This is a genomic window from Hymenobacter puniceus (genome assembly GCF_014333525.1).
GTDB lineage: Bacteria > Bacteroidota > Bacteroidia > Cytophagales > Hymenobacteraceae > Hymenobacter.
Map to the genome: position 1 here is coordinate 189,447 of NZ_JACSCX010000001.1, position 14,650 is coordinate 204,096.

At 56.9% G+C, this 14,650-nt stretch carries 12 protein-coding genes; 9 read left to right on the top strand and 3 right to left on the bottom strand.

What is annotated here, in order from left to right; translation table 11 throughout:
• Nucleotides 1–29 precede the first annotated feature (29 nt).
• Nucleotides 30–1,373 carry a c-type cytochrome gene (locus H8B14_RS00790; protein ID WP_187313732.1) on the bottom strand — a complete coding sequence of 448 codons (1,344 nt, stop codon included), beginning with the start codon at nt 1,371–1,373 and terminating at the stop codon, nt 30–32.
• 362 nt (nt 1,374–1,735) lie between these two features.
• Between H8B14_RS00790 and rpsF the strand changes: the two genes are divergently transcribed.
• From rpsF to priA, 6 genes are all read left to right on the top strand, one after another.
• Entirely contained in the window at nt 1,736–2,107 is a 372-nt protein-coding gene (rpsF, locus tag H8B14_RS00795; RefSeq protein WP_187313733.1) for a 30S ribosomal protein S6, read from the top strand.
• A 13-nt stretch (nt 2,108–2,120) separates the two neighbouring features.
• Nucleotides 2,121–2,372 (top strand): 30S ribosomal protein S18, encoded by a 252-nt coding sequence (rpsR, locus tag H8B14_RS00800; protein ID WP_022822548.1) that lies wholly within the window; start codon nt 2,121–2,123, stop codon nt 2,370–2,372.
• 95 nt (nt 2,373–2,467) lie between these two features.
• A complete protein-coding gene (gene rplI, locus H8B14_RS00805) occupies nt 2,468–2,911 on the top strand; it encodes a 50S ribosomal protein L9 (RefSeq protein ID WP_044016618.1) in 444 nt (147 codons plus the stop codon).
• A 177-nt stretch (nt 2,912–3,088) separates the two neighbouring features.
• Nucleotides 3,089–5,569, top strand: coding sequence for a GSCFA domain-containing protein (locus H8B14_RS00810; RefSeq protein WP_187313734.1), 2,481 nt, complete (start codon nt 3,089–3,091; stop codon nt 5,567–5,569).
• A 65-nt stretch (nt 5,570–5,634) separates the two neighbouring features.
• Nucleotides 5,635–7,662 (top strand): thioredoxin domain-containing protein, encoded by a 2,028-nt coding sequence (locus H8B14_RS00815; protein WP_187313735.1) that lies wholly within the window; start codon nt 5,635–5,637, stop codon nt 7,660–7,662.
• Nucleotides 7,663–7,731: 69 nt separating this feature from the next.
• On the top strand, nt 7,732–10,281 hold the full coding sequence (priA, locus tag H8B14_RS00820) for a replication restart helicase PriA (protein WP_187313736.1): 2,550 nt from the start codon (nt 7,732–7,734) through the stop codon (nt 10,279–10,281).
• Between the two features lie 29 nt (nt 10,282–10,310).
• Here priA and H8B14_RS00825 read toward each other — a convergent pair whose 3' ends face one another.
• Nucleotides 10,311–11,084: a hypothetical protein gene (locus tag H8B14_RS00825; protein WP_187313737.1), complete on the bottom strand. Its 774-nt coding sequence runs from the start codon at nt 11,082–11,084 to the stop codon at nt 10,311–10,313.
• A 152-nt stretch (nt 11,085–11,236) separates the two neighbouring features.
• Entirely contained in the window at nt 11,237–11,842 is a 606-nt protein-coding gene (locus H8B14_RS00830) for a hypothetical protein (protein WP_187313738.1), read from the bottom strand.
• 268 nt (nt 11,843–12,110) lie between these two features.
• Between H8B14_RS00830 and H8B14_RS00835 the strand changes: the two genes are divergently transcribed.
• The 3 genes from H8B14_RS00835 to H8B14_RS00845 all read left to right on the top strand — a co-directional run bounded on the left by H8B14_RS00835 (nt 12,111) and on the right by H8B14_RS00845 (nt 14,601).
• Nucleotides 12,111–12,821 (top strand): class I SAM-dependent methyltransferase, encoded by a 711-nt coding sequence (locus H8B14_RS00835; RefSeq protein WP_187313739.1) that lies wholly within the window; start codon nt 12,111–12,113, stop codon nt 12,819–12,821.
• A gap of 81 nt (nt 12,822–12,902) precedes the next feature.
• Complete coding sequence (locus H8B14_RS00840) at nt 12,903–14,141, top strand: S-adenosylmethionine:tRNA ribosyltransferase-isomerase (RefSeq protein ID WP_187313740.1); 1,239 nt, start codon at nt 12,903–12,905, stop codon at nt 14,139–14,141.
• Nucleotides 14,142–14,283: 142 nt separating this feature from the next.
• On the top strand, nt 14,284–14,601 hold the full coding sequence (locus tag H8B14_RS00845; RefSeq protein WP_187313741.1) for a hypothetical protein: 318 nt from the start codon (nt 14,284–14,286) through the stop codon (nt 14,599–14,601).
• Nucleotides 14,602–14,650: the final 49 nt, after the last annotated feature.

A 14,650-nucleotide genomic window follows, 5' to 3' on the forward strand; every position in this document is an offset into this window, starting at 1 on the left:
TTCCGGCGCCGCAGGATTCAATCAGACGATTAGTAGTGGCACTTCGAGCACTCCGTACCGCCGTTCGACGACACTGTGAAAGGAGCGGCACCATTGGCGCTGTCGTGCAGCTTCACCAAGTTGTTGTAGTAGCCGTTGCCCTTCGTGTTGAGTGGAGTTTCGCGGTGGCAGTTGATGCACCAGCCCATAGTCAGGGCCGAATACTGGTACACTACTTCCATGTTCTGGATAGGACCGTGGCAGGTCTGGCACTCAATGCCGCCTACCTGCGTGTGCTGCGAGTGGTTGAAGTACGCCAAGTCGGGCAGGTTGTGCACGCGCACCCACTGAATAGGCTGCTTGCGCTCAATAGCACGGTAAATCTTTTTGATTTCCGGCGACTCTGTTTTGATCTGCGAGTGGCAGTTCATGCAGATGTTAGCCGAAGGAATGTTGGCCGACTTGCTCTTGTACACCGAAGTGTGGCAGTAAGCGCAGTTGATCTGGTTTTCACCGGCGTGCAGCTTGTGCGAGAAGGCAATCGGCTGCGTAGGCTGGTAGCCCTGGGTCAGGCCCACGCCCATGGCGCCCTGCACCGAGGTGTAAAGGATGGCCAGCACGAATACTACACCAGCAATACCACGCAACACCGGCGACTTGTAGAGCTTGCTCCAGTCGGTGCGCTGCTCCAGCACCTCTACGTCCCGACCATCCAGGTCTTTACGGCCGCGGAGCACGTCTTTCATGATGTTGGCAATGATAACCAGCGTTACCACCAGCACAATCAGCACCACTACCAATACGATGAGCAGGATGTCCATGTACTTACCGCCATCAGCTTCACCATTGGCAGCAGCCGTACCATCGATAGCGGCTTTGTCACCATCAGTGGGCTTAATACCGGTAGTAGTAGTCTGTACACCTTCTTGAGAAGTAACGTACGCCAGAATCGAGGTGATTTCGGTGTCGCTCAGCTGGAAGCTGGGCATCTGCTGCTTCTGGTACTGGTTGTAGATTTTCACGGCGTACTCGTCGCCGCTGGCTACTACTTTGCTGGAGTTTTTGATCCACGGAATCAACCAGGATACCGGACGGCGCTTGGTGATACCGGCCAGCGCCGGACCAACTACTACGTCGTTGATGGCATGGCACTGGGCGCAGTTGCCTTTAAAGAGGGCGTCGCCGGCAGCAATTGCAGCGGCGTCGCCACCGCCAGCAGCGGGAGCAGCCGCCGTGGCGGGAGTGGCGGCAGCCGTAGCGCCGGGTGCCACGCCTTCTTTGCTCACGGCCGGAGCCGACCCAACGTCCTGCGCCGAAGAGTTACCTACGGCAGCAAACGTCAGGAAAAGAGCGAGAAAGAGGCGGGAAAGGGGACGAAGTCGGATGCTATTCATAGCACAAATTGACTGGAAAAAAGAAACGCGGGGGGTGCTTCAAGGCCACAAATGTAGGTCGGGAAACCCAGAGAACAAACCGGTTCGGGCTAATTTTCGCCCTGTGCAGCTTGCTTAGAAGGATTCTAAAAGGGCATACTTACTCCTTAGTATATAGCTGACGTGAGCTTACTGCTCAGTGCTTTCCCTTTCTTCTTTAGATAACTGTTGCCTTCTTATAAGGTTTGCTTCTTGATAAACAAGCTGTTAAACCTTCTAAGGGTGGTAGCAATATTCTAGCTGACAGCACCAACAATAGGATAAAAAGCGTATCTTTGCCGGCTCATTGATTTTTTTTCACATCACAATTTCACCCCGTCGTAATGGAAGTAAGAAATTACGAGACGGTCTTCATTCTGACTCCCGTTCTGAACGAGAGCCAAGTGCAAGAGACGGTCGAGAAGTTCTCGCAGGTGCTTAAGGAAAATAGCGCCGACATCATCAACACTGAAGCTTGGGGCCTCAAGAAACTGGCGTACCCGATTCAGAAGAAAAACACTGGCTATTACTTCCTCGTGGAGTTTACTGGCTCAGGCAACATCGTAGACACGCTGGAACTTGCGTTCCGCCGGGACGAGCGAATCATCCGCTTCCTCACCACGGTGATGGACAAAAACGCAGTAGCCTACGCCGAGCGTCGTCGTAAAGGCGAAATGAATCAGCAGAAAGCTAAACAGTCAGAAGCAGTTGCCTAGTCAGCCTAAGAAGATGAGTCTCGCCAACGAACGTATCCACAAGCAGGATACCCGCAAGAAGTACTGCCGCTTCAAGAAAAACGGCATCAAGTATGTTGATTACAAGGATCCGAACTTCCTGCTGAAGTTTGTGAACGAGCAGGGCCGCATTCTGCCCCGCCGTATCACGGGCACCAGCCTGAAGTTCCAGCGCAAAGTGGCTCAGGCTGTGGCCAAGGCCCGCCACCTCGCGCTGATGCCTTACGTAACCGACTCGTTGAAATAAGTTGTCAGTGTTTAGTTGTCAGTTGTCAGTTAACGGTCTTGTGCCAGCACATGTACCAACAACCAACAACCAACAGCTAACAACTCAATAAAGACATGGAAGTAATTCTGAAAGACGACGTAAAGGGCCTGGGCTATAAGAACGACACCGTAACGGTGAAGCCTGGTTTCGGTCGCAACTACCTGCTCCCGCAGGGTCTGGCCATCCTGGCCGACAAGACCAATAAGAAAATCGTTGCTGAAAACATCCGTCAGGCTGCTCACAAGGCTGACAAAGTGAAAGGCGACGCACAGGCTATTGCCGACAAAATCGGTGATGTAGTTCTGGATATTCCGGCAAAAGTGGGGGAAAGCGGCAAAATCTTTGGCCGCGTAACCACGCTGCAGCTGGCCGATGCTCTGAAGGCGAAAGGTATCGATGTAGAGCGCAAGCGCCTCTCCTTCGACCAGGAGCCCGGCTCGGTAGGCGAATACACGGCTACCGTGGATTTGCACCGCGAAGTGAAGCACAAAGTGCGTTTCAACGTGGTAGCTGAATAAGCTCATTCTTCTGAAGAAAGGCCCGGCTGTCTGTACAGTCGGGCCTTTTTTTTACCTGTTTGTTTACTTCCTGCTCACGCGGCAGAAACAAGTGCTCTGCCTTTGTGTGTTTGGTTGAACGCACGATGTTGAGTAGGTTGCCCGTCCGTTGGCTTGATTTGGCCGTATCTTTTAGGAATGTTTCGCACTGAATTACCGCTACCTCCGCACCCCCACCAGCTGCCGCTTTCCGCGCGCGTGCTGACGATAGGCTCTTGCTTCTCGGAAAGCATTGGCTCGCGCCTGGCCGCCGATAAGGTGCCGACGCTGGCTAATCCGTTCGGCACTGTCTTTAATCCGTTGGCAGCGTGCCGCTTGCTGCGAGCTGCCGCCGGCGAAGACCAAGACTGGCAGCAGCACCTCGTGGAAGCCCGGGGCCGCTGGCAAAGCCTGGATTTGCATTCCACCATTGGGGCAGAGTCGCCGGTGGACTTGCTGCAGCAGCTGCAGCAGCTGTTGCGCGACACGGGCGTATTTGTAGCAACGGCCGACGTGGTGGTACTGACGCTGGGCTCAGCCTGGGTGTACCGCTACAAGGAAACCGGCGAACTGGTAAGCAACTGCCATAAGCTGCCCGCCGAGAAGTTCGACAAAGAGCTGCTGACGCCCGATGAGTTGATTAACGCCGTAGCAGAAACACACGCATATCTGCGCCTGCACAACCCCAAGCTGCGTTTTATCCTGACAGTAAGCCCTGTGCGCCACGCCAAGGACACGCTGCCACTGAATGCTGTAAGTAAATCGGTGCTCCGAGTGGCCTGCCATTACCTAAGTGAGCTGCTGCCCGATGTATCTTACTTTCCGGCTTACGAACTGCTATTGGACGATCTGCGCGACTACCGCTTCTACGCGGAGGACATGCTGCATCCTTCCAAAGTAGCCGAAGACTATATCTGGGAGCGGTTTGCCCGCACCTACTTCGATGCCGGCTTTGGCCGCTTCCGCAGAGAATGGGAAGCTGTACGCCAGGCGTTGAGCCACCGCCCGCTGTATGCCGCGGCGCCCGAACACCGCCAGTTTCTGGAAAGCACGCTGGCGCGGTTAGAGCGGCTGGCTTCGCAGGCCGACGTACGGATGGAGTTGCTGGAAATTCGGCATCAGCTGCAGAATCTGCCTGTGCCCACTGTTAAGCCTGAACCGGCGCCGGAAGACGATGGGGAAGAGCGAATTGATATTGGAACATATGCGGCTCCCGTTCCTGCCAAGCCAGTTCTGGTGGCGCCTGTGGAAGTGGAAGAGGTAGAAGAGTTCGAAGAATTTGAATCGATTCGGAACGAGGCAGCGCCAGACAGCTTCGCGGCCGAGGATAGCAACGACGAAGACTCGGAAGCTACAGCTGAAACCGACACCGCTGCCATACTCGATGGGTTAGCGCCTAAGAAAAAACGCCGCAGCCGTGGTGGGGCCAAACGCAACAAGAAAAAGCATGCAGCTCGCTTAGCCGCTGAATTAGCTGCGCAGGAAGGGACGGCAGTGGTAACGGCTGTGAATGCTGACGGGCAGCCAATAGCTTCCGTCCAGCATGAGGCGTCCACCCCACTTCCTGCTGCTCCGGCAGTGTCTATCCTAGCTGATCCGGACATGGCACCGCAGACAGCAATGGAACGCCGCAAACGCAACTCGCGGCGCGGGCGTGGACGGGACCAGCAGAATGTTCGGGCAGCGGAACATGCAGAAGACACTACGGCAACGGAATCTTCTACCAGTTCGTCGCCAGCTGCCGAGGATGTTTCTGAGCAGCCTGCACCTGCAGTGTCGCCAATGAGTTCAACTGCCCCGACACCTCAGCCTGCTGATGTATTTGAAGAGGCAGTTGCCACAACGGATACAGGTGCTGTGGAAACTGACGCCACACAACGCCCGGCTCGCACTGGCCGCTCGGCAAGCGAAAAGCGGGCCGACGCCTTGCGCAAACCTCACCGCGCAGGCTCTCGTCTGAAGCCATTATATGTGGCCCAGGCAGAACCAGGCAGTCAGCCACAGGGCAAGCAGCCAGAAAGTGCGGCGGAGATGCCAGTGAAAGCAGAACCTGCTATTCCGGTAACAATTGGCACCGGTGCATCAGGCAGATTAACAGAATCGGGCAAGGCTACGCTAACTGCGCGGGCCGCTGTTTCAGTAGCGGCGGCTCCAATACTGCCAGCACAGGAGGCTGCTTCCTTAGTATCGGAGCCGGACTCCACTATTCCAACAGAGGTGGCAGCAGCCCCATCAGCAGCTGATACATTGTCAGCGGGGAGTGAAAGCAGCCAGCCTGCGCTGGCAAAAAAGGCGAAAGCCACGCCGCGCCGGGCGCCTGCTCGCAAGGCAACAACTGCAGCCGCAGTAGCAACACCTGTAGTTGAGCAGCCCCATATAGCAAAACCAACCCGCGCACGGGCACCCCGCAAACCGCCGACGGCGCCAAAAGCAGCGCCGGTTGCTGAAGTGCCGGTGGCGGCTGCGCCTGCTGCTTCTCCACCAACTCCAGTTCGTAAGGCAGCCACGAGCAAAAAGCCAGCCGCTGAAAAGACAGCAGCAGCGGCCGGGAAGGCGGCACCAGCCAAAAAGGCAGCGGCTAAAAAGCCTACTCCACCAGTTCGTTCTAAAAAGAAGCCGGATACGCCCGCAGATCAATAAACCCTTGTCACTCGAAACCCGGCCACTAGTGGCCGGGTTTTGTTTTTTCACCTTCCCCCCTGCCCATGTCATCAGCTGCCGCCCCCAACCGTCTGGCGAAGGAAACCAGCCCCTATCTGCTTCAGCATGCGCACAACCCCGTGGATTGGTACGCGTGGGGCCCAGAGGCTTTGCAACGTGCCCAGGCAGAGCAAAAACCCATCCTCGTAAGCATTGGATATGCCGCCTGCCATTGGTGCCACGTAATGGAGCGGGAATCGTTTGAAGACCCACAGGTAGCGGCGGCCATGAACGCGCATTTTGTGTGCATTAAAGTAGACCGGGAAGAGCGCCCCGATATCGACCAAGTGTATATGGGCGCCTTGCATGCTATGGGCGTACAGGGTGGCTGGCCGCTGAATGTTTTCCTGACTCCGGAAGCCAAACCGTTTTATGGAGGTACCTACTTCGCGCGCGGCAGTTGGCTGCAGCTGCTTACCAGCATCGGGCAAGCCTACCAGACCGAAAACCGCCAGGAGCTAGACGAGTCAGCCGAACAGTTTGCACAGGTGCTGCGCGTCAGCGAACTGGAGAAATACCGGATTGCGCCTTCAACTGACCTGCTTTCCTTCGAGCAACTAGCCACCTTTCTGCAAAAGATAGCCGCCCGGTTCGACCTCGAAAAAGGAGGTCTGCTGGGCGCACCTAAATTTCCTATGCCTAGCGTGTGGCAGCTGCTATTGCGTGGCAGCCACCTTACCGGCACCACGGCCTTGCTGGCTCAGGCCATGCGCACGGTGCGCCATATGGCCTGGGGTGGCCTCTACGACCAGGTAGGCGGCGGCTTTGCGCGCTATGCAGTGGACGAAGATTGGCTGGCTCCGCATTTCGAGAAAATGCTCTATGACAACGGCCAGTTGCTCAGATTGTACGCTGAAGCTTACCAAGTGCAACCCGACGAATTGTTGCGGGAAGTGGTGTATGATACAGTAGCCTTTGTGCAGCGGGAGCTAACCAGCCCCGAAGGTGGCTTTTATGCGTCATTGGATGCCGATAGTGAGGGGGAAGAAGGTCGGTTTTACGTTTTTACCACTGCGGAGCTACAGCATATCCTGGGCGACGAAGAGCCACTAGCCTCAGCCTACTACAGCTGTACAGCGCTTGGCAACTGGGAGCATGGGCGCAATATCCTGCACCGCCGCCAGACAGCAGAAGTATTTGCGGAAATCCACCAGCTACAGCCTGCTGTAGTAGCTGAGTTGGTGCGAAGCTGGAAGCAGAAGCTGCTGGCTGCCCGTGCTCAACGCCCCCGCCCCGCCCTCGACGACAAGATCCTGACCAGTTGGAACGCCCTTTTATTGCAGGGGCTGCTGGATGCGCACCGGGCTTTTGCTGAGCCGGATTTTCTGGCGCTGGCCTTACAAAATGCCAGGTTTCTGCAAGCCAATGTGCGGCACGCAGACGGCTTGTGGCACAGTTATCAGCGCGGCCACGCCACCATTATAGGCTTTCTGGATGATTATGCGTTCCTGATTCAGGCGTACATCAGCCTCTACGAAGCTACTTTTCAGGAAAGTTGGCTGCAAGAAGCCGAGCAGCTAACTCAATTTACTCTCAGCCGCTTTTTTGACGCTGAAGAAGAGCAATTTTTCTACACCGATGCGCGGAGTGAGCAGTTGATTGCGCGCAGTAAAGAACTGATCGACAATGTCATACCCTCGTCTAACTCTGTAATGGCCCACAACCTGCACCGGCTGGGCTTGCATCTGGCGCGCCCAGCGTACACTGAGCTAGCCGCAGCTATGCTGAAGCGGGTGCAGGAGCTGGTGGCAGAGCAGCCACAAGCTGCGGCCAACTGGGCTATGCTTTACACCACTCTGCTACAGCCCACCGCCGAAATTGCCATCGTCGGCCCCGACGCTGAAGCCTACCGCCAGGAGCTGGGCCGCCACTTTTTGCCCAACGTGGTGGTGGCGGGCACTACCACCAGCAGCACGCTACCGCTATTGGAAGGCCGAACTGCCCTGCAGGGGCGCACCACGCTGTATGTGTGTTTCAGCAAAACCTGTCAGCGGCCGGTGCACTCGGTGGCCGAGGCACTGGCACAGCTGTAACCGCAACTTCTGCAGCACCGCGCCGGGCTAGCGTGTATCTTTACCTTTCGCTTTCTGATTGATTTCCCTTTGAGTCTTACGTTCGACTTTGTTCAGTTGCAGCCGGAGCCGGCCGCCGACCGGGTTACGCTCTTCGCCGACGTGATTCTGCCGCTGCCGCTGCCCAGGCTCTATACCTACCGCGTGCCTTTCGAGCTGAACGACCAGGTCGTGATTGGCGGGCGCGTGATTGTGCAGTTTGGGGCCAAGCGCACCCTGAGCTGCATTGTGGCGGCCGTGCACGAAACGCCACCCAAAGACTATCAGGCCAAATATATCCTAGAGTTCATCGACGAAACACCCGTCGTGACGCAGCCGCAGCTCAAGCTGTTTCGCTGGATGGCCGACTACTACCTCTGCACGCTGGGCGAGGTGATAAATGCCGCACTGCCGGCCGCCCTCAAGCTCAACTCGGAGAGCCGCGTGCAGCTGCATCCAGTGTGGCTGAACACCGACGAGGCCGACCGGTATCCGCTCAGCGAGCAGGAGCAGAAAGTGGTGGCGGCCTTGCTGGACGGCGAGGAAGGCAAGTCGATGACGTTCACGGAAGTGGGCGACGTGCTGGGCATTGCGTCTTTCCACAAGGTTATCAAGAGCCTGATGCATAAGGAAACTATCTTCCTGTTCGAGCATCTGGCCGACAAGTACTCGCCGAAAGTGGTCAAGAAAGTGCGGCTGGCCCATCACTACGTAGCCGAGGCGGCGCTGGAAGGCCTGTTTGCGCAGTTGGCCAGCCGCGCCAAGCAGCTCGATGTGCTGATGCGCTACCTGCAAAAGGTGCCCGTGTACCAAAACGAGCACGCCAACCACAACGGCATCGAGAAAGCCTACCTCACTTCTGCTCCGCACCTGTCGCCGTCGGCCGTCAATACGCTCATCAAAAACGGTGTGCTCGAGCAGTTCGACGTGATTGTGTCACGGTTTCCGCTGGATGATGCCACCGAAGCCAACATGCACTTTCGCCTCAGCGAATCTCAGCAAGCCGCCCACGACGACATCCTGGACCAGTTCAACACCAAGGACATTGTGCTGCTGCACGGCGTGACCGGCGCTGGCAAAACGGAAATCTACATCGAGCTGATCCGGCAGGCGCTGGACGGCGGCGGCCAGGTGTTGTACCTGCTGCCCGAAATTGCCCTCACTGCCCAGATTGTGACCCGCCTTATGCGCGTGTTCGGCTCGCGGCTGGGCGTGTACCACTCCAAGTTCTCCGACAACGAGCGGGTGGAAGTCTGGAACGGTGTGCTTTCCGGCCGTTTTCAGGTGGTGGTAGGCGTGCGCTCCTCGGTGTTTCTGCCCTTCGACAACCTGGCCCTGCTGATTGTGGATGAAGAGCACGAGAGTAGCTACAAGCAGTACGACCCCGCCCCGCGCTACAATGCCCGTGAGGTAGCCCTAATGATGGCCAACTTCCAGGGCGCCAAAACCCTGCTCGGCTCGGCTACGCCCTCGGTGGAAACCTACTACCAGACCCGCACCGGCCGCTACGGCCTCGTGAGCCTCACCAAGCGCTACGGCGAGGCCGGCCTGCCCGAAATTGAGTTGGTAGACACCCGCAAGGCCCGCGAAGCCAAAACGCTGCTCAACCATTTCACGCCCGAGCTGATGGCGGAAATGGAAAGCAAGCTGGCCCAGAAAGAGCAGGTGATTCTATTCCAGAACCGCCGCGGTTACGCGCCGTTCATCAACTGCCTGGACTGCGGCTGGATACCGAAGTGCACCAACTGCGCCGTGAGCCTCAGCTACCACAAGCAGGCCCACGAACTGCGCTGCCACTACTGCGGCCACCACGACCGGATGCCGGTGCAGTGCCCGGCCTGCGGCTCGCGCAACATCAAAACCGTGGGCTTTGGCACCGAAAAGATTGAGGACGACCTGAAGGTGATGCTGCCCCAGGCCAACGTGCAGCGCATGGACCTCGACACGACGCGCGCTAAAAACTCCTACCAGCAGATTATCAGCGACTTCGAGCAGCAAGCCACCAACGTGCTGGTGGGCACCCAGATGGTCACTAAGGGCCTCGATTTCGCCAACGTGAGCCTGGTAGGCATCATCAACGCCGACAGCATCATTCACTATCCCGATTTCCGGGCGCATGAGCGGGCCTTCCAGATGTTTGTGCAGGTGAGCGGAAGGGCGGGCCGCAAGGGCAAAAAAGGCAAAGTCATCATTCAGACTGCCGACCCGCAGCAGGTGATTTTCGACAAGGTGATTCGCAATGACTACCTGGAGTTCTACGAGTACGAAATCCTGCAGCGGCGCGAGCATGGCTACCCACCCTTCATGCGCATCATTCGGCTCACCGTCAAGCACATGGACCAACTACTGTGCGAGCGGGCTGCTATGTTGCTCACCGGCGAACTGGTAGAACGACTGGGCCGTGAGGCCGTGCTGGGGCCGGAAGCGCCATACATCTTCCGCATCCGCAACTTCTATCTGCAGGAAATCACCATCAAACTCAGCCGCGAGCATACGGTACTGCGGGCCGCCAAAGCCGATATCCTAGACGCCATCAACCTGATCCGTGACCAGAAAGACTACAAGCAGGCTCGTTTCGTGGCCGACGTAGACCCAATGTAGCGGCAGGCACTGAGCCAATAACTTGCCTGCTATACGCCGATGATGGACATGACTGCACCGACCAACAACACTATCACGGCTACAGGGAGCAGAAACAGGAAATAGCCACTAACCAGCAACCCCAACAGCCCTAGTACTCCGCCAGCTATCATCAGGCGAAACCCTGTTTTTTGCTTTTGACTTGCACGGTTATTAGGGCTTGCGGATTCTGGCGCTAGGTTCGGGCTTTGATCTGGAGCAGGTAGTAAAGCGGCTTTCCGGGACTCACGCAAACGACGGAGGCGACCGTTCTTCCCCTGAAAGAAAAGCAACCCGAGGCCTAGCAGAGCCAATATCAACCCTCCCAGAATACCTATAGCTTGCCCTAATCCACCCCACTCTGTTTGGGGAGCTTCGCCGGAATTGGCAATTGCTACTCCCAGTCCTACTGCGGTTATTGCACCGCCAATGCTATTTACTACGGTAGTTGCCGGATCGGGTTTGCTGTACGAAATCGGTGATGCCGCTGCTTTTACTGCAGTATCGGGTGTCAAAACTTGGGGAGCAGGTGGCAATAAACGGGGTGATGGCTGCTCGTAACCATTCCTGGTTTTGTCCCAGGCAGGTTGCTTTGGCAGGGCGGCTGTCAGCTCAGGAGCTGGTGCAGCATTAGGTTTCGGAGTAGGTACCAGTGGCTCGCGTACATCCGCCGTTACTGATGAATACATTTTGGCAGTTGGCCGAAACAGAAAAGCCTGCTGACTCTGGCAATTGCCTAATAGAAATACTGCACTTAGCAACGTTACTAGCGAATATCCTTTCATAGTAATTCAGTAGAATACAGCGCAAGAAAGCATTATTCCTGCCCACACAAACAAGACGCTTGAAATATAGCATCAACAAGGCTACCTGACGCACAAAAAAGCCCTTCCAGCATGCTGGAAGGGCTTTTTTGTGCGTCATTAAAATCTAAATGCTACAACTCATCGAGCAGCCAGAGGATGATGAAGATCAAGCCGATGATGGCAATGATGCCACCAACGAGGCCAAAAATACCGCTGATACCGCTGAACAGCGACACCAGCAAACCAATCAGCAACAGGATGATACCCGTGCGCAGGTTGCCGCTGATAGCATTGGCTTCTGCCGTTTCGCCTTTCTGCTTGATCTGCAGCTTAGGCGCATATTTGTCCAGCTTCTTGGCCACTTTATTGAGCGCCACGCGCTCGGCCAGACGCAACTTTTGTGGGGCCGCCGTAGCTGGTTCAGCTTTAGCTGTGGCTACCGTAGCAGGTTTATCAGCCGCAGCCGACGTAGCAGCAGAGGCCGCAGGTGTTACCACTGCAGTGGCCGTGGCAGGTGCAACTTTTTCTTCAACCACAGCAGCCGGGGCCTCAGCAGCTGCTACTGTTTCGGTGGCAACAGCCGGGGCCGGATTAGCCTTGGCAGTGCCATGATAGGTGGCGTGATACGGCGTGGTTTTGGGCAGCATGGCATACTCGGCGCGGTTGCAGCTGCTCATACTCAGGGCAATGGCGGCAACAGCAGCCAGCTTGGGCAGATGATTGAAGAGGTGCTTCATGGGTAGTAGGAGGGTTGGTGAAAGTGTTAAGAACGGACTTTGTACGATACAAACCAGAAGTAGGCGAAAAAAACACGCGTTAAAACAGCATTAGCGCCACTTTGATGGTTACTCCACCAGAGTACCAAATGACGCCGAACGCTTCTACCAACTGGTTTGTTGAGCGGAACACAGTTTATTTGCACCTGTGCGTATGACTCCTTACCCTTTATTTCAGGCGGCTCTCCTATTTGTTCTGCTGCTGCCAACAGCCTGCACCCAAACACCCATGGAAAGCTCTGCGGCCATGAGCGCAGAGCGCAGGCTGCTGGAGAATCAGTCGGCAACGCCCGATACCTCCGGCTACCGCATGGGCGCGCCACAGGACCCCAACGGCATTGGCAAGTATTACCAGGGCCGCCAGATTGCCCACGTAATGGGCCACGAAGGCGCCGACTGGCTGGAACGCAACGACCGGCAGCAGGAAGAAGGCACCGATATTCTGCTGCGTGAGCTGCAGCTCAAGCCGACCGATGTAGTAGCGGATATTGGAGCCGGCACTGGCTACTTCTCGTTCCGCATTAGTCCGCTAGTACCTAAAGGCAAGGTGCTGGCCGTGGATATTCAGCCGGAAATGATTGAGTATCTGCGCGACAACAAAACCCGCAACAAGGCGCCTAATGTGCAGCCGGTACTCGGCACCGTGCAAAACCCCAACCTGCCGACAGCAGGTGTAGATCTGGTGCTGATTGTGGATGCATACCACGAGTTCGACCACCCGCGCGAGATGATGCAGTCGATTTATAAGTCGTTGCGGCCGGGGGGGCGGCTGGCGCTGGTAGAGTATCGCGCCGAAGACCCTAACGTGCCCATCAAGCGCATCCATAAAATGAGTGAGGCCCAGGCCCGCAAGGAAGTGGAAGTCACCGGCCTGGAGTTCGTGGAAAACCGCCGGACGCTCCCGCAGCAGCATTTACTGATCTTCCAGCGCAAAAAGTAGAGCACCCCACTGCGCCAATGCACACAATGCAATTGTTGGTAGCATACGGCCCATTCTGAAGCCTGCGCTACCTTTGCGGCTATGCCGACCTCTTTGCCCGACCCGCGCCAGATTTCCATCCACGATTACACCTACCAGCTGCCATCCGAGCGCATTGCCCCGGAGCCGCTGGCCCAGCGCGACCAGTCGCGGCTGCTGGTAAGCCGGCAGGGCGCTATTGAGGACCGAACGTTTCATGAGTTGCCTGCCGAGCTACCGGCGGGCTCTTTGCTGGTTTTTAACGATACCAAAGTGGTGCGGGCACGCCTGTTCTGCCACAAGCCCACCGGCGGTCAGATCGAGCTATTCTGCCTGGAGCCAGTAGCGCCGCACCGCACCCTGGAGTTGGCCATGCAGCAAACCGGAAGCTGCGTCTGGAAATGCCTGGTTGGGAACGGCAAGCGCTGGAAAACCGGACCAGTCTTGCTCGAGTTTGAAGCACTGGGTGAGCCAGCTGAACTCACGGCCGAACGGCTGGAAGCCACTACCGAGGGCTATTCGCTGATTCGGTTCAGCTGGGAGCCCACCACGCTGCCGTTTGCCGAGGTGCTACGCGGCGCTGGCCACCTGCCCCTGCCGCCCTACCTCAACCGCGACGATACCGCCGTAGACGCTGTGCGCTACCAAACCGTGTATGCGGCCCACGAAGGCGCCGTAGCGGCCCCCACCGCCGGCCTGCACTTTTCTGATGCCGTACTGGCCGAACTAGCCAACTACGGCATGCAGCAGGCCCGCGTAACGCTGCACGTAGGTGCCGGCACCTTCCAGCCCGTGAAAGCCGACCGCATGGACGGCCACGCCATGCACGGCGAGCCCATCAGCGTGAGCCGAGTAGTACTGGAGCAGCTGCTGCATCATGCCCCACAGCCGATTATTGCAGTAGGCACCACCAGCCTGCGTACCCTGGAAAGCTTGTACTGGTTGGGTGTGCAGGCTGCCCAGGGCTTGCTCCCAACGGATAGTACGCCGCATGTAAGCCAGTGGCAGCCCTACGAACCGGGCTCCGACTTGCCTACCGCCGCCGCGCTGCAGGCGCTGTTCCAACACCTCGACGCCCAGCAGCAGGATGTGCTGCACGCCACTACCCAACTGCTGATTGCGCCTGGCTACCGCTTCCGCCTCATTCAGGGTTTGGTCACGAATTTTCACCAGCCTGAAAGTACCCTTCTGCTGTTAGTGGCGGCGCTGCTCGGACCTGACTGGCGCCGCGTGTACGACCATGCTTTGGCTAACGGCTACCGCTTCCTGAGCTACGGTGACAGTTCTTTACTGCTGCCGTAAGCTCATTTACGGTTCTGCTTGGTTACCGCCGTACTGTTCTGCTTGGCTTCAGCAGCACAATCTGACCACCTACAGCAACCTATTTCAGGAGTACCGTATAAAGGCTCAGGTTTACTAAAAACCTCTCCTAAAATCTGACTCCATGAAAAAGATGTTCATGCTGCTTGCTGCAGCAACCCTGTCCACCGCAGCTTTCGCCCAAGGCGACAAAGTAGTTGTGCGTGATGAAGCCACCGGTGCCAAAGCCGAAACTACCGTGCGCGACAACGGCACGGTGAAAACCGAAACCCGCACAGGCCGCACGGAAGCTGGCCAGAAGGCCTACAATACCAAAGAAGACGTAAAGTACGCTGGCAAGAAAACCGGCCGTACTGTAGAGAAAGGCGCTAAGAAAGCAGGCCGCGGCATCAAGAAAGGCGCCAAAGCTGTGAAAAACAAAGCAGAAGACGTAGTAGACTAAATTACAAACTCGGCCGAATAACCTGGATTTTTCCGAACTAGTTGGCTGA